The organism is Streptomyces sp. NPDC005262, from assembly GCF_042872425.1.
GTDB lineage: Bacteria > Actinomycetota > Actinomycetes > Streptomycetales > Streptomycetaceae > Streptomyces.
Genome location: NZ_JBIAKK010000007.1, coordinates 301,815 through 322,286, shown reverse-complemented (window position 1 = coordinate 322,286; position 20,472 = coordinate 301,815). Strand labels below are relative to the sequence as shown.

General features: G+C 71.1%; 14 protein-coding genes and 1 pseudogene. 11 read left to right on the top strand and 4 right to left on the bottom strand.

What is annotated here, in order from left to right; genetic code table 11:
* Positions 1-1,329, bottom strand: a complete 1,329-nt coding sequence (locus ACFYP5_RS20385; protein ID WP_389037730.1) for a 3-oxoacyl-ACP reductase — start codon at positions 1,327-1,329, stop codon at positions 1-3.
* Positions 1,330-1,415: 86 nt separating this feature from the next.
* Between ACFYP5_RS20385 and ACFYP5_RS20380 the strand changes: the two genes are divergently transcribed.
* The 3 genes from ACFYP5_RS20380 (at position 1,416) to ACFYP5_RS20370 (ending at position 5,794) form a co-directional block, all read left to right on the top strand.
* Positions 1,416-2,684, top strand: coding sequence for an acetyl-CoA C-acetyltransferase (locus ACFYP5_RS20380; RefSeq protein WP_389037727.1), 1,269 nt, complete (start codon positions 1,416-1,418; stop codon positions 2,682-2,684).
* A gap of 114 nt (positions 2,685-2,798) precedes the next feature.
* The gene (locus ACFYP5_RS20375; RefSeq protein ID WP_389037726.1) at positions 2,799-4,721 is read left to right on the top strand and encodes an AMP-dependent synthetase/ligase; all 1,923 of its coding nucleotides are present in this window, start codon (positions 2,799-2,801) and stop codon (positions 4,719-4,721) included.
* A gap of 311 nt (positions 4,722-5,032) precedes the next feature.
* Positions 5,033-5,794, top strand: a complete 762-nt coding sequence (locus ACFYP5_RS20370; RefSeq protein ID WP_389037725.1) for a class I SAM-dependent methyltransferase — start codon at positions 5,033-5,035, stop codon at positions 5,792-5,794.
* 11 nt (positions 5,795-5,805) lie between these two features.
* Here ACFYP5_RS20370 and ACFYP5_RS20365 read toward each other — a convergent pair whose 3' ends face one another.
* On the bottom strand, positions 5,806-6,243 hold the full coding sequence (locus ACFYP5_RS20365; protein ID WP_389037722.1) for a VOC family protein: 438 nt from the start codon (positions 6,241-6,243) through the stop codon (positions 5,806-5,808).
* Between the two features lie 278 nt (positions 6,244-6,521).
* On the opposite strand from ACFYP5_RS20365, the gene ACFYP5_RS20360 reads away from it, so the two are divergent.
* The 7 genes and pseudogenes from ACFYP5_RS20360 to ACFYP5_RS20330 all read left to right on the top strand — a co-directional run bounded on the left by ACFYP5_RS20360 (position 6,522) and on the right by ACFYP5_RS20330 (position 17,566).
* Complete coding sequence (locus tag ACFYP5_RS20360) at positions 6,522-7,469, top strand: LLM class F420-dependent oxidoreductase (RefSeq protein WP_389037719.1); 948 nt, start codon at positions 6,522-6,524, stop codon at positions 7,467-7,469.
* A gap of 11 nt (positions 7,470-7,480) precedes the next feature.
* The gene (locus ACFYP5_RS20355) at positions 7,481-8,266 is read left to right on the top strand and encodes an SDR family NAD(P)-dependent oxidoreductase (RefSeq protein ID WP_389037716.1); all 786 of its coding nucleotides are present in this window, start codon (positions 7,481-7,483) and stop codon (positions 8,264-8,266) included.
* A 114-nt stretch (positions 8,267-8,380) separates the two neighbouring features.
* Positions 8,381-9,502 (top strand): LLM class flavin-dependent oxidoreductase, encoded by a 1,122-nt coding sequence (locus tag ACFYP5_RS20350; RefSeq protein WP_389037713.1) that lies wholly within the window; start codon positions 8,381-8,383, stop codon positions 9,500-9,502.
* 152 nt (positions 9,503-9,654) lie between these two features.
* Positions 9,655-11,394 (top strand): amidohydrolase family protein, encoded by a 1,740-nt coding sequence (locus ACFYP5_RS20345; RefSeq protein WP_389037710.1) that lies wholly within the window; start codon positions 9,655-9,657, stop codon positions 11,392-11,394.
* Positions 11,391-12,854: an aldehyde dehydrogenase family protein gene (locus ACFYP5_RS20340; protein ID WP_389037708.1), complete on the top strand. Its 1,464-nt coding sequence runs from the start codon at positions 11,391-11,393 to the stop codon at positions 12,852-12,854. Before ACFYP5_RS20345 ends, ACFYP5_RS20340 begins: the two co-directional genes overlap by 4 nt.
* A gap of 248 nt (positions 12,855-13,102) precedes the next feature.
* Positions 13,103-14,668: an APC family permease gene (locus ACFYP5_RS20335; RefSeq protein WP_389037705.1), complete on the top strand. Its 1,566-nt coding sequence runs from the start codon at positions 13,103-13,105 to the stop codon at positions 14,666-14,668.
* Between the two features lie 193 nt (positions 14,669-14,861).
* Positions 14,862-17,566 (top strand): annotated as a pseudogene (locus tag ACFYP5_RS20330) (GNAT family N-acetyltransferase).
* 81 nt (positions 17,567-17,647) lie between these two features.
* On the opposite strand, the gene ACFYP5_RS20325 reads toward ACFYP5_RS20330, so the two are convergent.
* Both ACFYP5_RS20325 and ACFYP5_RS20320 read right to left on the bottom strand, forming a co-directional pair.
* Entirely contained in the window at positions 17,648-18,298 is a 651-nt protein-coding gene (locus ACFYP5_RS20325) for an endonuclease (RefSeq protein WP_389037702.1), read from the bottom strand.
* Complete coding sequence (locus ACFYP5_RS20320; RefSeq protein WP_389037699.1) at positions 18,295-18,933, bottom strand: DNA polymerase ligase N-terminal domain-containing protein; 639 nt, start codon at positions 18,931-18,933, stop codon at positions 18,295-18,297. Before ACFYP5_RS20320 ends, ACFYP5_RS20325 begins: the two co-directional genes overlap by 4 nt.
* A 200-nt stretch (positions 18,934-19,133) precedes the next feature.
* Here ACFYP5_RS20320 and ACFYP5_RS20315 point away from each other — a divergent pair, with 200 nt between their 5' ends.
* Positions 19,134-20,471 (top strand): MFS transporter, encoded by a 1,338-nt coding sequence (locus tag ACFYP5_RS20315; RefSeq protein ID WP_389037696.1) that lies wholly within the window; start codon positions 19,134-19,136, stop codon positions 20,469-20,471.
* Position 20,472: the final 1 nt, after the last annotated feature.

The window sequence follows — 20,472 nt, the reverse complement described above, 5'->3', positions numbered from 1 at the left end:
TCACGCCCCGAGCAGGCTCTGGCCGCAGACCCGCACGATCTGGCCGTTCACGGCCGCCGAAGCGGGCTGGGCGAACCATGCGGTCGTCTCCGCGACATCGACCGGAAGGCCGCCCTGTGCGAGGGAGTTCATCCGGCGGCCGGCCTCCCGGATGAAGAGGGGGACGGCGGCGGTCATCTTGGTCTCGATGAAACCGGGGGCGACCGCATTGACCGTGACGCCGTGATCGGCGGCGGCGCGCGGGGCCAGGGAGCGGACCAGGCCGATGATGCCCGCCTTGCTGGCCGCGTAGTTCGTCTGACCGGTGTTGCCCGCGATACCGGCGATGGAGGCGGTGGCGACGATCCGGCCGCCCCGGTTGATGGTGCCCGCCTCGAGCAGCGCATCCGTGGTGCGCAGCACGCTGTCGAGGTTGACCTCGACGACCTGGGCCCAGCGGTCGGCGGGCATGTTGGCGAGCCGCCGGTCGCGGGTGATGCCCGCGTTGTGGACGAGAATGTCCAGGCCGTCGGGGGCCGCCGCGGCGATCCGCTCGGCGGCGTCGTCCGCCGTGATGTCGAGCGGCAGCGCCGACGCACCGAGCCGGTCGGCGGTACGCGCCAACTCGTCCCGGCACTGAGGGATGTCGAGGCAGATGACCTGCGCTCCGTCCCGCGCCAGGACCGACGCGACCGAGGCTCCGATGCCGCGAGCCGCACCGGTGACCAGTGCGGTGCGTCCGGCGAGCGGTGCGGCCGGGTCGGTGGCCGGATCGGGCGCGGCACCGGTGAGTTCGACGACCTGGCCGCTGACGTACGCGGACCGGGGAGAGAGCAGGAACCGGAAGGTGGACTCCGCCGAAGCGGCCGCACCCGGTTCGATCCGGACCAGTTGGACGGTGGCGCCCCTGCCGATCTCCTTGCCGAGCGAGCGCACGAACCCCTCAAGAGCCTGCTGGGCCGCCGCCTGATGATGGTCGTCGGCGGACGGCCGCACCCCGACGATCACGATCCGGCCGCCCGGCGCAAGCGAACGTACGACAGGGTGCAGCGCCGCGTGCACGTCACCGAGCCCGGCGGCAGTGGCGACTGCCGTCGCGTCCACCACGATTCCCGCAGGACGGGATGCCAGTTCGGCGCTCCGGGCCACCGTGAGGCCGGTGGCGGAGAGAGCCGTATCCAGCTCCTGCGCAACGGCGGAGTCCCCGGCGGTGAGGTGCAGCAGCGGGCCGTCCAGTGACTGCGTCTCCAGCGACCAGCGACGCAGCCGAGCCGGCTGCGGCAGGCCGAGCTTCCGGGTCAGAAATCGGCCGGGTGCTGTGCCGGTGAAGTGCAGATAGCGGTCGGCCATTGTCCAGACTCCCTGCGCGGTCGTAGATTTTACTGCGGAGTAAGGTTACTCAAGAGTCAGGAGCAGGTCGAGATGAGTTGGTCGAGATGATCCCCCTTGCTCTCCCGCAGCCGCGCCGGGTCGCGGTGATCGGCGGCAGCCGGATCCCGTTCGCACGCTCCGACGGCCCGTACGCCCGCTCCTCCAACCAGGAGATGCTCACCGCCGCACTGAACGGTCTGGTCGAGCGGTTCGGGCTTCAGGGGCAGCAGGTCGGCGAGTTCGTCGCAGGCGCCGTACTCAAGCACAGCCGTGACTTCAACCTGGCCCGCGAGACCGTCCTCGGCTCCGCGCTCGACCCGCGCACCCCCGCGTACGACATCCAACAGGCTTGCGGCACCGGCCTCCAGGCCGTCATCGCCGCCGCCGACAAGATCATGCTCGGCGCGGTCGACTCCGCGATAGCGGGCGGCGCGGACACCACGAGCGACGCACCGCTCGGCGTCAACGACCAGCTGCGCAGACTGCTGCTGGCGGCCCGGCGGGCGAAGTCGACCGGCGGACGGATCAAGGCACTTGCGGGGATACGGCCCCGGCATCTCGTCCCCGACATCCCGCGGAACGCCGAACCCCGCACCGGGCTCTCGATGGGCGAACACGCGGCGATCACCGCCCGGCAGTGGGAAATCGGCCGCGGCGAGCAGGACCTGCTCGCCGCCACCAGCCATCAGCGGCTCGCCGCCGCGTACGAGCGGGGCTTTCTGCACGACCTCGTCGTCCCTCACCTCGGCCTGGCCCGCGACCAGAACCTCCGCCCCGGCTCCACCGTGGAGAAACTCGCCACCCTCGATCCGGTGTTCGGCGCCGACCACCCCGACGCGACGATGACCGCCGGCAACTCGTCCCCGCTCACCGACGGCGCCGCCACCGTGCTGCTGGCGAGCGACGAGTGGGCCGAGGCGCACGGCCTGGAGCCACTCGCGTATCTCTCGCTGTACGAGACCGCCGCCGTCGACCACGTGGGCGGCGATGACGGGCTGCTGATGGCTCCCGCGTACGCCGTACCGCGGATGCTGGAGCGCGCCGGGCTCACCATCGAGGACTTCGACCTCTTCGAGATCCACGAGGCCTTCGCCTCCCAGGTGCTCGCCACCCTGGCCGCCTGGGAGAAGCGGGGACTCGCCCCGGTCGACCGGGACAAGCTCAATGTGGCCGGATCGTCGCTGGCCACCGGGCATCCGTTCGCCGCGACCGGGGCGCGGATCGTCGCCACCCTCGCCAAACTGCTCGCTGAGAGGGAAGCCCCGGGGCGCGGGCTGATCTCGATCTGTGCCGCGGGCGGCCAGGGAGTCACCGCGATTCTCGAACGTCCCTGATTCCCCAGTCCTTTCAGCGATCGAGGACAACTTCAAGCCCGACCGGCGGCCGAGGACGAAACGGCCGCTGGACGGACCGGCCGAACCGCCCTTCCCCCTGTTGAGGAGCCGCTCGTGTCCACGCCACCCTCTGCCGTCGTACCTGCCGCGACGCCTGCCGTACCCGCCCTGGTCGAGCCGACGAAGGTCAGGGCGGCGGACGGATCGGTACGGCAGGTCTCCGTACCGCTGATCGCGCCGCCCGTCCGGCACGGATCGCTCGCCGAGATCCCCTTCGACAACGCCCGCGAGGCCCCGGGCGACGCCGTCCTCAGCCGTAAGCAGCCGGACGGCAGCTGGCAGGACGTGACGGCCGAACAGTTCGCCGGCGAGGTGCTCGCCGTCGCCAAGGGCCTGATCGCGGAAGGCATGCGGCCGGGCGACCGGATCGCGATCATGGCCCGTACGACGTACGAATGGACGCTGCTCGACTTCGCCGGCTGGGCCGCCGGACTCGTCACCGTTCCCATCTACCCCACGTCGTCCGCCTTCCAGGCCCGCTGGATCCTCCAGGACTCGGGCGCCGTCGCCTGCGCCGTGGAGACGGCGGACGAAGGCCGGCTGATCAGTCAGGAACGCAAACAGCTCGGCGATCTCGCCCACCTGTGGCAGTTCGACACCGGCGCACTCGGCCGGCTGAAGACGCTCGGCAGGGACGTCCCCGACGACGCGGTCGCCGCCCGCCGGGCCGCCCTCGGACCGGAGACACCCGCCACCCTCATCTACACCTCGGGCACCACCGGACGCCCCAAGGGCTGCGTCCTGACCCACGGCAACTTCTTCGCCGAGGTCGACAACGCCATCGAACTCCTCCACCCCGTCTTCAATTCGGTCAGCAAGGAACCGGCCTCGACCCTTCTCTTCCTGCCGCTCTCGCACGTCTTCGGGCGGATGGTCGCGATCGGCTGTCTGCGCGCCCGGGTCCGGCTCGGCCACGCCCCGTCCATCCGGACCGAGGACCTCCTCGCCGATCTGGCGGGCTTCCGGCCCTCGTTCCTGCTGGCCATCCCGTACGTACTGGAGAAGGTCTACAACACCGGCCGGGCGACCGCCGAGAAGATGGGCCGCGCCTCGTCGTTCGACCGCGCCGCGAGGATCGCCCAACGGTACGGACAGGCCGTCGAGGCCGCCGAACACGGCACGGGTCCCGGACCGGGCTGGGGCCTGCGGGCCGCCCGGGCCCTGTACGACCCGCTGGTCTACCGCCGTATCAGGGCGGCCCTCGGTGGGCACGTCAGGTACGCGATCTGCGGCGGCTCCCCGCTGGGCCGCCGGCTCGCAGCCTTCTACGCCGGCGTGGGCATCGAGATCTTCGAGGGGTACGGGCTGACGGAGACCACGGCCGCCGCCACCGTCACCCCACCGCTCAAACCGCGCCTCGGCACGGTCGGCTGGCCGCTGCCGGGCACCGCGGTGCGGATCGCGGAGGACGGCGAGGTGCTGCTCAGCGGCGGCCAGGTGTTCCGCGGCTACTGGGACATGGAACGCGGCGCGCCCGTCCCCGCACTGGACGGCGGCTGGTTCGCCACCGGCGACCTGGGCGCCCTCGACGAGGACGGCTACCTCACGATCACCGGCCGCAAGAAGGAAATCATCATGACGACGGGTGGCAAGAACGTCGCCCCGGCGCCGCTGGAGGACTGGCTGCGCGCGCACCCGCTGGTCGGCCAGTGCATGGTGGTCGGCGACAACCGCCCGTTCATCACCGCCCTGATCACCCTGGAGCCGGACGGGCTCCTGCACTGGCGGCAGATGCGCAAGAAGCAGGACGTGCCGATGCGGGACCTGGTGGCGGACGAGGAGCTGCGCGGCGCGCTCCAGCGCGCGGTCGACGAGGCCAACCGCCTGGTCTCGCGCGCCGAGTCGATCCGCAAATTCGCCGTGCTGCCGGTGGACTTCACGGAGGAGGGCGGCCATCTGACGCCGTCGCTGAAACTGAAACGGGATGCGATCCTGCGGGACTTCGAGGCGGAGATCGAGGCGCTGTACCGGAGGTAGGCGGACGATGCCGGCGGGCGGACCGGACACGAGGGTCGGCCCGGCAGGCCGCGTCCGGTCGAGGGGAGCGGCTGCGAGGGCGCGGCGGGCTCGGGAAATTCGTCGAGAAACCCGCGTGAGCGTGTCCGGGGATGCCACCGTGACGGCCTTCGACAGGGGTGTGGGCGACCGTGCGCGGCGGTCGTGGACGAGGCCCTCACCGGGTCCGGACGGTCCGCCCGGACACCCCGTCGTGGCCTTTCCGCATACCGCCTGAGCTGGGCTTCTGTGTCGTTCAGCCCTACCGTGTCCCCATCGTGAAAGGGGATCCGATGGACCGGAACGTACGCACGATCGACGACGTCCTGAAGCTGATGGACGGCCTGTTCGCGCCGGAGGCCGATCGCTGGACGGCGGACGGGGCCGGCTGGTGGGACGGCTTCTACGGCGACCGCTCGAAGCCGGTGCCGTTCTTCGTGGCGAAGCCGGACGAGAACCTGGTCTCGTACCTCGACCGGTCCTTGATCACGCCGGGCCGGGCGCTCGACCTCGGGTGCGGCCCGGGCCGAAACGCTCTCCATCTCGCTTCCCTGGGTTTCCAGGTGGACGCCGTCGACCTCTCCCCGGCAGCCATCTCCTGGGCCGAGGAGCGCGCCCGTGAGGCCGGGGCCGACATCCGGTTCCGCTGCGGTGACGCCTTCGCTCTCATCGAGGCCGGGGCGGACGGCCCGTACGATCTGATCCACGACTCCGGCTGCTTCCACCACCTGCCGCCGCACCGCCGCATCAGCTACCTCGCCCTGCTGGACCGCGTCCTCGCCCCCGGCGGCCATCTGGCCCTCACCTGCTTCGCAGCCGGAGGAATGGGCTCAGAACTCCCCGATGCGGAGTTCTACCGCCGCTCGGCTCTCCACGGCGGGCTCGCCTACACGCCGGAGTCCCTGCGCCGGATCTTCTCCGACCTGACGGAGGTCGAACTGCGCCGCATGCACGACGAGCCGCCCGAGTCCCCGTACTTCGGTGAGCCGTTCCTGTGGACGGCCCTGTTCCGCCGTGACGCGCAGACACCGCCCGGCGGGTCACCCACGCAGTGACGGAGCCGGAGTCAGACCACGCAGAACTCGTTGCCTTCCGGGTCGGCCATCTCCACGTGATCGGGCCGGCCGTCCATCTCGTGCTCGCGCACCACGGTCGCGCCGGCGGCGGTCAGGCGCGTGACCGCTTCGGCCACGCGGGGCCACCGCACCTCCCACGGCGTCTCGCGGCCGCCACCGGCCTGGACGTCCAGGTGCACGCGGTTCTTCGCCACCTTCGGCTCCGGCACCTTGAGGAAGGACAACGAGGGCCCCACTCCGTCCGGATCGCCCAGGTAGGCGCCGTCGTCCCACTCCTCCTCCGGGATGCCGTGGTGGGCGAACCACTCCTCCCAGCTCCCGAAACCGGTGGGCGGAGGCTTCGGCACGTAGCCGAGGGCGAGCGCCCAGAACTCCGCCAGCCTGGCCGGATGCGCACAGTCGAGCGTCACGGTCCACCTCGTCGACATGGCGGTTCCTCCTCGTTCCGGGTCGATGACAGGGACCGTATCGCGCGCCTCTGACACCCGTGCGGCATCGCCCCCGGCCGGTCGTGACCGACCGGCCGGGGGCGATGCCGGCTTCATCTGCCGGCCACGGCTCTCCGGCGGCCGCCCGGGGCGACGGATCCGCCGTACTCCCCTCCCTCTTGTCTGATGCACCGTCAGGTACGACGATGGCACCCGCCTCGAAAATGACGGAACGTCAGATCCGGTCGGGGCGGACACGGAGGAAGGGAGGCGACCCGGTGCCGATACTGCCCGCCGGGCGGCTGTCGTACGGGATGCAGCTCCCGGTCCAGTCGCAGAGCAGCATCTATACGGAAGCGTGGGAGGCCTCGGCCGGGCCCGGTGATCTCGCCGAGATCGCCCGCACCGCCGACCGCACCGGCTTCGCCTACCTGGCGAGCTGTGACCATGTCGCGATTCCTCGGCGGCTTGCCGAGGTCATGAGCACCGTCTGGTACGACCCGGTGGCCACCCTCGCCTTCCTCGCGGGGATCACCGAACGCGTTCTGCTGATGAGTCATGTCGCCGTCGTCGGGCTGCGCCACCCGCTCGCCACCGCCAAGCAGTACGCCACCCTCGACCACCTGTCCGGCGGCCGGCTGATCCTCGGGGTCGGGGCCGGGCATGTGCGGGAGGAGTTCGAGGCGCTCGGGGCGGACTTCGACCGGCGCGGCGGCGTGCTCGACGAGACCATCGACGCGCTGAAGGCCGCGCTCGGGCCGGAGGAGTACCCGGAGTTCGCCGGGGAACGGTTCTCGTTCAGCGGGCTGGGGCAGCGGCCGCGGCCCGCGCAGGAGCGGGTGCCCGTCTGGGTGGGCGGTTCCTCGCCCGCCGCGGTGCGCCGGGCCGCGCTGCGCGGGGACGGGTGGCTGCCGCAGGGGGACCCCAGGGACCGGCTGCCGCAGCAGATCGCCGTGGTGCGGGCGTTGCGGGAGGAGGCCGGCATCGAGGAGCCGCTGGTCGTCGGCGCCATCACCGAGCCGCTGTACGTGGGGGAGCCGGCGTGGCCCGTGGGGCGGCGAACGCTCAGCGGGAAGCCGGAGGCCATCGCCGAGTCGCTGCGCGCGTACGGGGCGATGGGTGCGCACCAGATCCAGGTGCGGTTCCGCAGCCGCAGCCGTGGCGAACTGACCGATCAGATGGCGGCGTTCGCCGCCGATGTCGCTCCGTACCTCGACCAGCAGTAAGGAGTAGGGACATGGGCAAGCTGGATGGGCGCACCGTCCTCATCAGCGGCGCGGCGCGTGGGCAGGGCGAGCAGGAGGCGCGGCTCTTCGTCGCCGAGGGCGCGCGGGTGGTGATCGCCGATGTGCTCGACGGCCAGGGGGAGGCCCTGACGAAGGAGCTGGGGGAGGAGGTCGCCCGGTTCGTGCACCTCGATGTGAGCCGGGAGGAGGAGTGGCAGCGCGCCGTGGCCGCCGCCAAGGACGCCTTCGGGAGGATCGACGGTCTGGTCAACAACGCCGGGATCCTGCGGTTCAACGAGCTGGTGTCCACGCCTCTGGAGGAGTTTCAGCAGGTCGTGCAGGTCAACCAGGTCGGCGCCTTCCTGGGGATCAAGAACGTCGCGCCCGAGATAGCGGCCGCGGGCGGCGGGACCATCGTCAACACCGCGTCGTACACGGGGCTCACCGGGATGGCCTTCGTGGGGGCGTACGCGGCCACCAAGCATGCCGTGCTGGGGCTGACCAGGGTCGCGGCGGTCGAGCTCGCGGCGAAGGGGATACGGGTCAATGCCGTCTGTCCCGGGGCCGTGGACACCGCGATGACCAACCCGGCCGCACTGGACCCGGCCGCGGACCCGGAGGAGTCGCGGGAGGCGGTGGCCGGGCTCTACAAGAAGCTCGTGCCGCTCGGGCGGATCGGGCAGCCGGAGGAGGTGGCGGCCCTCGCGCTCTTCCTGACCTCGGACGACTCCTCGTACATCACCGGGCAGCCGTTCGTCATCGACGGCGGGTGGCTGGCCGGCGTCAGCCTTTTCTGAAAAGGCAAATACCTGACGAGGCGTCAGGTATTGACGGGTCGGACCGGCGATGGAACAGTCGGTCGCATCACAATCTGACGGTGTGTCAGAAATGATTGAGGACGGTGAACCTCCTTGGAATTCGGGCTGTTTGTACAGGGGTACGTACCCGCCGCGCGCGCCGAGGTCGATCCCGAGGCGGAGCACAAGGCGCTGATCGAGGAGACCGAGTACGTCATCCAGGCGGACAGGTCCGGCTTCAAGTACGCCTGGGCCTCCGAGCACCACTTCCTGGAGGAGTACTCGCATCTCTCGGCCAACGACGTGTACCTGGGATACCTCGCGCACGCCACCGAACGGATCCACCTCGGCTCCGGCATCTTCAACCCCCTCGCCCCCGTCAACCACCCGGTGAAGGTGGCCGAGAAGGTCGCCATGCTCGACCATCTGTCGGAGGGGAGATTCGAGTTCGGCTCGGGGCGCGGGGCCGGCAGCCACGAGATCCTCGGGTTCATGCCGGGCATCACCGACATGAACCACACCAAGGAACTCTGGGAAGAGACGATCGCCGAGTTCCCCAAGATGTGGCTCCAGGACGAGTACGTCGGCTTCCAGGGCAAGCACTGGTCCCTGCCGCCCCGCAAGATCCTGCCGAAGCCGTACGGGAAGTCGCACCCGGCGATGTGGTACGCGGCCGGGTCACCGTCCTCGTACGCCATGGCCGCCAAGAAGGGGCTCGGCGTGCTGGGATTCAGCGTGCAGAAGGTCTCCGACATGGAGTGGGTCGTCGATTCGTACAAGACGGCCGTCAAGGACGCGGAGCCGGTCGGCGGCTTCGTCAACGACAACGTCATGGTGACGTCGACGGCCATATGCGCCGAGACGCATGCCGAGGCCGTCGAGATCGCGGTCGGCGGCGGGCTGAACTACCTGCAGTCGCTGCTGTTCCGGTACCACGACACGTTCCCGAGGCCCGAAGGCATTCCGGAGTGGCCGGAGCTGCTGCCCGAGTACAGCGAGGAGATCATCGAGCTGCTGATCGCCGAGGAGCTGATGATCTGCGGCGACCCGGACGAGGTGCTGCGGCAGTGCCGGCGGTGGGAGCAGGCGGGGGCGGATCAGCTGAGCTTCGGGCTGCCGATCGGAATCAGCCGCGAGGACACGATGAACTCGATCCGTCTGATCGGTGAGCACGTGATTCCGAAGATCGATACGGATCCGGTGCACCGGACGACACGGTTCCGTACGGCGGCGTAGGCGGGGCGCCGCCCCTGGATCCCCGCTCCCCATCCCCGGAGCGGCCTGAACCGGAGCGGCGTCTTCCCGGACCGCCGCTCCGCGAGCCGGGGTGCGTACCGCGGTCGTACGCACCCCGGCTGCATCCCGTACAGATCAGAAGGGAACCCGACATGCTCGACCACCTCATCCGCGGAGCGACCGTCGTGGACGGCACCGGTGCTCCCTCGTACGTCGCCGACCTCGGTGTCCGCGACGGCCGCATCGCCGTCATCGCCGAGCCCGGCACCCTCACCGAGGAGGCCGTGACCTCGGAGGACGCCACCGGACTCGTGCTCGCCCCCGGCTTCGTCGACCCCCACACCCACTACGACGCCCAGCTCTTCTGGGACCCGTACGCCACCCCGTCCATGAACCACGGCGTCACCACCGTCGCCGGTGGCAACTGCGGGTTCACCCTCGCCCCGCTCCACCCCGACCGGCCCGACGACGCCGACTACACCCGCCGCATGATGTCCAAGGTCGAAGGGATGGCCCTCAAGGCCCTGGAGGAAGGCGTCGACTGGTCCTGGTCCACCTTCCGTGAGTACCTCGACGCCCTCGAAGGGCGGATCGCCGTCAACGCCGGGTTCATGGTCGGCCACTGCGCCCTGCGCCGGCACGTCATGGGCGCCGACGCGGTCGGCGGACAGCCCGGACCCGCCCAGCTCGACGCGATGCTGCGACTCCTCCACGACGCCATGGACGCCGGGGCCTGGGGGCTCTCCACCACTCAGTCCGCCACCCACTCCGACGGCGACGGCAAGCCCGTGGCCTCCCGGCACGCGCTGCCCGAAGAGCTCCTCGCTCTCTCCCGCGCCGTCGGCGAACACGAGGGCACCCAGCTCGAAGCGATCGTGGCGGGCTGCCTCGACCAGTTCTCCGACGACGAGATCGAACTCCTCGTCGACATGACCGCCACCGCCGGCCGCCCCCTCAACTGGAACGTCCTCACCATCGACGCCGCCGTCCCCGAACGCGTACCGCGCCAGCTCGTCCCCAGCGAGCGCGCCCGCCGGGCGGGCGGCCGGATCGTCGCCCTCACCATGCCGATCCTCACCCCCATGAACATGTCGCTCGGCACCTTCTGCGCCCTCAACCTCATCCCCGGCTGGGGCGAGGTCCTCTCCCTCCCCGTCCCCGAACGGATCGAGCGGCTCCGCGACGCCTCCACCCGCGCCGATATGCTCCGCCGCGCCGACAGCAAGGAGGCCGGTGTCTTCCGGCGCCTCGCCGACTTCGGCCGGTACGTCATCGGCGACACGTACAGCGCGGCGAACGAGGGCCTCAGCGGGCGCGTCGTACGCGACATCGCCGCCGAGCGCGGCCAGGAGCCGTTCCACTGCCTCGTCGAGATCTGCGCCGCCGACGAGCTGCGTACGGTGCTGTGGCCCATGCCCACCGACAACGACCCGGACTCCTGGACGCTGCGCCGGCAGACCTGGCAGCACGAGGACGTCCTGCTCGGCGGTTCCGACGCGGGCGCCCATCTGGACCGGATGTGCGGCGCGCCGTACACCACCCGCTTCCTCGGTGACTGCCTGCGCGGCCGGAAACTCGTCCCCCTCGAACAGGCCGTCAAGATGCTCACCGACGACCCCGCCCAGCTCTTCGGGCTGCTCGACCGGGGCAGGATCCAGGAAGGCTTCCACGCCGACCTCGTCCTCTTCGACCCCGAGCGCATCGACGCCGGGCCCGCCACCCTCGTCCACGATCTGCCCGGCGACAGTCCACGCCTCGACTCCAAGGCCATCGGCATCGTGTCGGTCCGCGTCAACGGCGTCGAGACGCTGCGCGACGACAAGGTGACCGGCGCGGTTCCCGGTACGGTGCTCCGCTCCGGCCGTGACACCCGGACGGTGAGTACCCGATGACCAACGCACCCCAGCGCCTCTTCATCGGCGGAGAGTGGACCGAACCCGACCACGGCCACTACGAGGTGATCAACCCGGCCACGGAGCAGGTCGTCGGTCTCGCACCCGAGGCGAGCCGCGAACAGGTGTACGCGGCGGCCGCCGCGGCCCACGAGGCCTTCCCCGCCTGGTCCCGCACCCGCCCCGAGGAGCGGGCCGTGATCCTCGACCGCGCCGCCGACCTGATGAACCGCGACTTCGCCGCCAACGCCGCACTCGCCCGGGCGGAGAGCGGCGCGACGACGGCAACGGCGCGGTCCATGCAGGTCGCCGTCGGTGCGGCCCGCTTCCGGCGGTACGCGAAGGGCGCCCTGGAGCCGCTGGAGGAGGCGATCGCGCCACAGATCAACGAGGCCGGTCCGATGGGCCGGGCCGGTGTCTTCGGCGCGGTAGCCGTACGTCAGCCGGTCGGCGTCGTCACCTGCATCACCTCGTACAACAATCCGTGGGCCAACCCGGCCGGCAAGGTCGCGCCCGCGCTCGCCATGGGCAACACGGTCGTCGTGAAGCCGGCCCCGCAGGACCCGCTCTCCGTCTACCGGATGGCCGAGGCCCTCGCCGAGGCGGGCGTCCCGCCGGGCGTCGTCAACGTCGTCACGGGTTCGGGCCCCGAGGCCGGCGAGGCGGCCGTCGACTCGCCGCACGTCGACATGGTCAGCTTCACCGGCTCCACGCCCGTCGGGCAGCGCATCGCCGAGGTGTGCGGGCGAGGGATGAAGCGGCAGCTGATGGAGCTGGGCGGCAAGGGCGCCGCGGTCGTCCTCGACGACGCCGACCTGGACGCGGCGGTGGCGGGCATCGGCACGACGTTCTCCTTCTACAGCGGGCAGATCTGTACGGCTCCGACGCGTGTCCTCGTCCAGCGCGGCAGCCATGACGCGCTGGTCGAGAAGCTTCTCGCGTATGCGGGTCGTCTGACGGTCGGCGACCCGGCGGCGCCGGGCACGGTCGTCGGGCCGGTCATCTCCGCGGCCCACCGCGACCACATCGAGTCGTACATCGAGCTCGGCCGGAAGGAGGGCGCGCGGGTGGTCACCGGCGGCCGGCGGCCCTCCCACGTCGACCGCGGCTTCTACGTCACGCCGACGCTCCTCGCCGACTGCACCAACGACATGCGGGTCGTCCGTGAGGAGATCTTCGGCCCGGTCGTCGTGGTCGTCCCCTTCGACGACGAGGAGGAAGGCATCGCACTCGCCAACGACAGCGACTACGGACTGATCGACTACGTGTGGTCCGGGGACGTCGCCCGGGCCTTCCGGGTGGCGCGGCGGCTGCGCGCCGGCGGCGTCGGGGTGAACACGATCGGCCGGAACATGGAGGCGCCGTTCGGCGGGTTCAAGAGGAGCGGCGTCGGGCGGGACGTCGGCTCGTACGCGCTGCACGCGTACAGCGAACTGCAGGCGATCGTGTGGCCCGGCTGAGCACCGCCGCGGCGCAGGCCGTCCGCTATGCGGACAGGCGCGGGAAAATTTTGAAACGGCACAAAGCGGACGGTGCTGCGGTTCTCGCACGGGATTCTGATCGAGAGTCGACCCTCTATTGGTAGGTGTAGTGCTCGATTTGCCTTCAATTCATTGAGTCACAGCTGTAATTCGGGTGATGATCCAAGAGGTGGGTCTCAGAGTGCAGTCCTCCGGATGTGGATATCGCAGCGCATAACGTCCCCTGTATGACTCAGCTGGACGCGCGGCCCCGGGCCGGAGAGGCGGTACGCGGCACCGCCCCGGCCGACGGCGGTGTACGCGGCAAGGGCCTCGGCGGGAACTCCGTCGGCCTGATGGGCAGTGCCGTCATCGGCATCTCGACCGTCGCGCCCGTCTACTGCCTGACGTCCACCCTCGGTTCCACCGCGGGCGAGGTCGGCGTCCAGATGCCCGCTGTCTTCCTGGCCGGCTTCCTGCCGATGCTGCTGGTCGCGTTTGCGTACCGCGAACTCAACAAGGTCATGCCGGACTGCGGCACCTCCTTCACCTGGACGGTGAAGGCGTTCGGCCCGCGCATCGGCTGGATGTGCGGCTGGGGCCTGGTCATCGCGACGATCATCGTCCTGTCGAACCTGGCAGGCGTGGCGACCTCGTACTTCTGGCTGCTCGCCGGCGAGATCACCGGCAGTGGTCCGATCGCCGCGCTGGACGACAGCAAGCCCGTCCACATCCTCACCTGTCTCCTCCTGATCGCGGCCGCCACCGCGATCAGCTACCGGGGGATGACCACCACGAAGGGCCTCCAGTACGCGCTGGTGGGACTCCAACTCTTGGTCCTCGCCCTGTTCGTGGCGATGGCGGTACAGAAGGGAACGAGCGGCGACCTCGCGACGTCGGCCGGCTTCTCGTGGTCGTGGCTGAACCCGTTCGCCGTGAAGTCCTTCGCGGCCTTCACCGCGGGTCTGTCGCTGTCGATCTTCATGTTCTGGGGCTGGGACACCTGCCTGACCGCCAATGAGGAGACGACCGGCAGCGAGAGGACGCCGGGGCGTGCCGCCCTCATCGCCATGGTCGTCCTGGTGAGTTCCTATCTCGCCACCGCGGTCGCCGCCCAGATGGCAGTCGGCTCCGGTACCACCGGTCCCGGCCTGGCCGACCCGGACACCTCCGACAACGTCTTCGCCGCGCTCGCGGGCCCGGTCATGGGCCCCGGCCTCGGCATCCTGCTCTTCGTCGCCGTCCTCGCCTCGGCTGCCGCGAGCCTGCAGACCACGTTCATCCCGGTGGCCCGCACGGTGCTGGCGATGTCCACGTACGAGGCGCTGCCCGCCTCGTACGCCCGCGTCCACCCGCGCTTCAGGACCCCGGGGAAGGCAACCGTCACGGCGGGTGTCGCCACCGGTGTCTTCTACACCGTCATGACCCTGGTCAGCGAGCACGTCCTGGTCGACACGATCTACGCGCTGGGCCTCATGATCTGCTTCTACTACGCGCTGACGGCCTTCGCCTGCGCCTGGTACTTCCGCGCCGAACTCACCCGTTCCGCCCGGGACCTGGTCCTCAAGGGCCTCTTCCCGGCGGTCGGCGGCATCCTGCTCACCGCGGTGTTCTCCAAGACCCTCTACGACATGTGGGACCCGGCCTACGGCTCCGGCTCGTCGGTGCTCGGCGTCGGCTCGGTGTTCGTGATCGGCGTCGGGCTGCTGCTGCTAGGTGTGGTCCTGATGCTGGTGATGCAGCGCAGGAGCCCTGCGTTCTTCCGCGGAGACGTGCTGACGAAGGAGACTCCCGCGCTGGTCGTCGAGGACTGAGCGGCCGCCCGCGGCGGTAGCGGCGCGAGGCGGTGCGGGCGGCGCTCAGGCGGCCGTGCGCCAGTAACCCAGCGCGTTCACCCGCTCCTTGGCGACGGCCAGTTCCTTGCATACGTACGTGGCCCAGCCATGCCCCACAGCTGTCTCCTCCCCAGAGAACCATCTCGTCTTTTAGGTTAGGCTAACCTAAATTATGGGGGCTGGGGAGTCGAAGGAGGGCGGGAACGGCATGCGCAACGGGGTCTACCGGGACGACTGGGGCATACCCCATCTGCGGGCGGCCGGTGCCCGCGAACTCGCCCATGCCCAGGGGCGCAACGCCGCCCTGGACCGCGCCTGGCAGATCGAGGTCGAACGCCACCGGGTGCAGGGCACGACGGCCGCCTTCCTCGGCGCGGAGGCCGTGGAGTGGGACCGGTTCGCCCGCCGGGCCCGACTGGACGACACCGCCCGTCGCTGCTTCGAGCGTCTCGCTCCGGAGACCGCCGACTGGGTGCGGGCGTACGTCGACGGCGTCAACGCGGGACTGGGCGAAGGGGCGGGAGGGGCACCCGAGTTCGCCGCCGCCGGGCTCGCCCCGGGCACCTGGCAGCCGTGGACCCCGCTGGGCGTCTGGCTCGCCACCCACATCCTGTTCGCGGGCTTCCCCACCAAGCTCTGGCGCGAGGAGGTCGCCCGCCGGCTGGGCGACGACGCGATCGAACTCTTCGCCACCGACGGTCCCGGCACCTCCGGCAGCAACGGCTGGCTCGTCGCCGCCGAGCGCACCGCGACCGGGGCGCCGATCATCGCGGGCGACCCGCACCGGTTCATCGAGGACCCCGGCGTCTACCAGCAGATCCGGCTCGCCTGCCCCGAGTTCGACGTGGTGGGCCTCGCCGTCCCCGGCGTTCCCGGCATCGCGCACTTCGGGCACACGGGGGACGTCGCCTGGGCGATCACCAATGCCATGGCCGACTACCAGGACCTCTACCGGGAACGGCTGCGGCGTACGCCGGCTGGTGGGGTGCAGGCGCTCGGTCCCGACGGCTGGGAGACCGCCGCTTCCCACATCGAGACCATCGAGGTGGCGGGTGCCGCCACCGTGACCGTCGAGGTCCTCGAGACCGGCCGCGGGCCGGTGATCAGCGGCGGACCGGACACCGGCGAGGAAGCCGTCAGCCTCCGCCACCCGCCCCGCGTCACCGGCGAACTCGGCTTCGACGTCCTGCCCGCACTGCTCCGCGCCCGCTCGGTCGCCGACCTCGACCTCGCCCTGGACCGCTGGGTGGAGCCAGTCAACGTGGTCCTGGCGGCGGACACGACGGGTGCGACGCTGCACCGGGTCGCCGGGCACGTACCCATGCGCCCGCAAGCGAACCGGCTGCGCACCGTGCCCGCCTGGGAGGCCGCGTACGCCTGGCAGGCCCGCCGCGCGCCGATGGTGCGCGCGGACGTCCACGGCACGGCGGTGATGGCCAACCAGCGCGGGATCGCCGCCCCGCTCGGCGTCGAGTTCGCGCCCCCGCACCGCGCCGACCGGATTCAGGAACTGCTCGACGAGTCCGCCCGCTGGACCGCCAAGGACATGGCGGCCCTCCACATGGACACCCATCTCGCCTCCGCCGGACCCCTGTTGAGGCTGCTGGAAGAGGTGCCGGAGCTCGACGGCCCGGAGGCCGTACGACAGCGCGACCGGCTGCTGCGCTGGGACCGGAGGATGGACGCCGACAGCACGGACGCCACGCTGTACGCGGTGCTGCGCGCCGAGGTCGTGCACCGGCTGGCGGCCCACCCGGCCCTCGCTCCGCTGCACGGTTCGGCGCACTCGGATCCGTACCCGGAACTGTTCCGCCCGTGGCTGGCGACGGTGCCGAGGATCGCTTACGCCCTGGAGGGACTGCTGACGGGGGAGGACGGGCCGCTGACGCACGCGGACCGGGTGGCGGTGGTCGCGGGCGCGATGGTGCGCGTCGCGGGCGCGGAAGTGACATGTCCCTGGGGTGAGTTGCACCGGCTCGCGCCCTGGCAGGCGCTGCCCGGCACCGACTCCGACGAGAGCCTGCCGGGGCTCGCGGGCGACCACGACTGTGTGCTGTCCACGTCCAGCGTCCCCGGCGTCACCGATCGCAGCGCCCGCGGCCCCGCCGCCCGCTACGTATGGGACCTGGCGCGGCGCGAGGACAGCCTCTGGGTGGTCCCGTTCGGGGCGTCCGGTGTCGCGGGGGGCGCGCACCGGCGTGATCAACTTCCGCTGTGGGTACGGGGGGAGCTCGTCCCCGTCGTCACGGACTGGAATCTGCTGCACCGAGAAGAGGGAGATGTGACGTGAGTGCCGAGACAGGCCCCCGGGCGAGAACCGAGTCGGCCGTGTTCGAACGAGAGGTCGACGGATTCGGCACCGTGTCCCTCGTCCCCGTCGATCCGGCCCGCGACCTCGACGTGCTCCACGCCTGGGTCACCGAGGACCGCGCCCGCTTCTGGGGCATGGGCGGGTACAGCCGCGAACAGGTCCTGGAGACCTACGAGTTCCTGGACTCGCTCACCACGCATCACGCCTGTCTCGCGTACCGCGGCGGTGTCCCGGTCGCGCTCTTCCAGACGTACGAGCCGGACGCCGACCCGCTCGGCGAGTGCTACGACGTCCAGCCCGGGGACCACGGTGTCCACCTGCTGATCGGTCCCGCCGGCGCCGGCGGACCCGTGGCGGGCTTCACCGGTGCGCTGCTCTCCGTACTCATCGACTACGTCTTCAGCGACCCCGCCCATCTGCGGATCGTCGTCGAGCCCGACGCCCGCAACGCGAAGGGGGTCGCGAGGATGGTCCGGGCCGGCTTCGAGCTGGGCCCGGAGATCGACAAGCCGGAGAAGCGGGCCCGGCTGGCATTCCTGAGCCGGAGGGCTGTCGCGGGAGCGTAGGGGCGCAGGGGGCCGATGGGCCGTGCGGGTCGGCCCACCCCGCCGGAAACCGGTGCCAGGCCCGCGCCGACGGCCGCCCCCTCAGGCCGGCGCTCCGACGTCCTCGACGACGTGCTTGTCCAGCGCGGCGCGCACCAGAGCCGCCGCGAGCACGGCCGGCCCGCGGTCGTCGGCCTGCTCCGCCAGCCGCGCGAGCTCTTCCGGCGCGGTGGGCAGCCCCAGTTTCTCGGCGCCCTGAAGAGCCTTGGCGTCCAGGAACGGTGCCGTCTCCGGCCACACGGCCTGCACTTCGCGCACGAAGATGTCCGCACCGGCCGGGCCCATGCCCGGGGTTCTGCGCAGTCCGCCCCGCAGGATGTCCAGGTCGCCGTCGGCCTCCTTGCGCAGCCGCCGCAGATCTCCCCCGTACTCGACCAGCAGGAGCTGTGCACCGTCGCCGAGCTGGGTGGCGGTGCGTTCGTCGTAGCGCTGGTAGCCGCCCTCGCCCAGCGCGTCGACGCGCTGCTGCCGGGTCGCCCCGATCATCCGGTCCGGGGACCGCATGCCGTGGGCGAACAGTGCGCGTGCCGCCGCCACCGCCACGGAAGCTCGGATGCGGGCGCTCAGCAGATCGCTGAGCACGAGGAGCTGGTACAGCGGCTGCGGTGTGTCCCGCAGCTGGATGCCGGCCTCGGCGGCATAGGTGGTGCCGTAGCGGCTGAGAAGGATCTCCATGGTCCTGCGGGCGGTCATGAAGGTCCGCCCCCTTCCTCGGCGGTGACCTGCTGCAGGGTGCGCCCCGTACGGGCCGAACGTGCCCGGTAGGGGTCGGGCGTGCCGGGCCCGTCATGGGTGGCGCGCCCGTCCCTGGCCTTGATCAGCAGCCATATCTCCTCGCCCGGGGCATCGCTCTCACCGCCGCCCTTGAAGCGGGTGAGGGCGAACTCGCCGTGCAGCTTGGTGCCGTCGAGCCAGAAGGTGGCGTGCCCGTCCTCCAGGGACTGTTCGAACGGCACGGGTGCGCCCCAGCGGTCGTGACTGAGCGGCCGGTAGGTGCCCTGGTCCCAGACGATCACCGTGCCGCCGCCGTACTCGCCCTTCGAGATGACCCCCTCGAACGTGCGGTACTCCAGCGGGTGGTCCTCCGTGGGGACGGCCAGCCGCTTCTCGCGCGGGTTCTCCGAAGGGCCGCGCGGCACCGCCCACGACTTCAGTACGCCGTCGACCTCCAGGCGGAAGTCGAAGTGCATGCGCCGCGCCTGGTGGATCTGGACGACGAAGCAGGGCGCCGCACCCGTCCGTCCGGTGTTGCCGCGTGGCTCCTCGGTCGCGTCGAAGTGCCGTTTGCCGCGGTAGTCCCGGAGCCGGTCGTCGTTTTCACCGGTCATGTCCGGACACCTCCTCCCGGCAGCCCCGCCCGGTGTCCCCCTTCCACTGTGTCGCGCCCGTCGCCGAAGCGCACAGGGACGGGGTGGGCCGGTGCAGGTGTGTTGACGTCAAGTATCTTGACATCGAGATGGCTCTCCCGCAGGCTCCTCTCTTGGCTCGTTGATCGCTTGATGTCGAGACATATCCGAGGGGGCATCCGATGCGGCACGGCAACGGGAGCGGGGAACCGGAGACCCGGAAGGGCCGGCAGGGTCTGCCGGCCCGGCTGCGCAATCCGCCGGGCGGTCGCAACGCGCGCGTCATGCTGCTCGCGCTCGCCCTGGACCGGACCGGCTCGGGGCTGTGGGCCGCGTCCTCGGTCCTGTATCTCACCTTCGTGACGCACCTGAGCGCCCAGCAGATCGGCGTCCTGCTGGGTGTGGCCGGAGTGGCGGGCATCGCCGGCTCACCGCTGGCGGGACGTCTGGCCGGCCGGTTCCCGGTGCGCCCGCTGCTGATCGGCTGCCACCTGCTCCGTCTGGTGACGCTCGTCCTGGTGCTGGTGTGCAGCGGCTTCGAGGCACTGCTGCCCGTCATCGCCGTCACCTACCTCGGCGACAGGGCGGCGAAGATGCTGGAGATGCTGTTCGCCACCAGGACGGCGGGCGAGCGGCGCGCGGCCTACCAGGCGCTGTCCCGCAGCGTGGCCAACGGGGGATACGCCCTGGGAGCGGGGATTGCGGCCATCGGCCTGGCCGTGGGGACCAGCGACGCCTACCGGGCCCTGATCCTGGGCAACGCGCTGTCCTTCGTCGTCGCCGCGGCGCTGGTGTGGCGCACGAGCGAGCCGCGGGACAAGGCCGTCGAGGTGGCACGGTCCGACGGCGTCGGGGCCCCGGCCGGGAAGCAGCCGCCCGTCCGCAGGGGCAACCCGTGGCGGGACCGTGGCTATCTCACCTTCGTGCTGCTGGACATCCCGATGAGCCTCGACGACTCCATCCTCAACGTCGGCCTGCCGCTGTGGCTGGTGAACCGCACCTCGGCACCTCACGCCCTCGCCCCGGCCTTCCTGATCATCAACACCGTGACGGTCGTGGTGCTGCAGATCAGCGTGTCGGCGCGGGCCGAGGGTCCGCGCCGGGCCACCCGGGCGGTGCTGCTGTACGGGGCCATGATGTTCGTGTGCTGTGCGTTCCTGGCAGCGGCCACCCGGGGCGGGACCTGGGTGGCCACTGCCGGGCTGCTCGCCGCGGCGCTGGTGGTCACACTCGCGGAACTGATGCGCTCGGTGAGTTCCTGGGAGCTGGCGGTCCTCCTCGCGCCCCAGGACGCCCGCGCCGCGTATCTGGGGGTGGCGGGGATGTCCCAGTCCATCCAGAAGTCCGCCGGGCCACCGCTGCTGACCGGGGCGGTGATGGCTGCCGGGCCGGCGGGATGGCTGGTGCTGGGCGCACTGGTCGCGAGCCTCTCGGTCGTGCAACGACGAGCCTGCACGCGACGGCTTCGGACTCTCCCACCACCTGTCCCGAAGCGGACCGTCCCCGCGCCGGTGTCCTGAA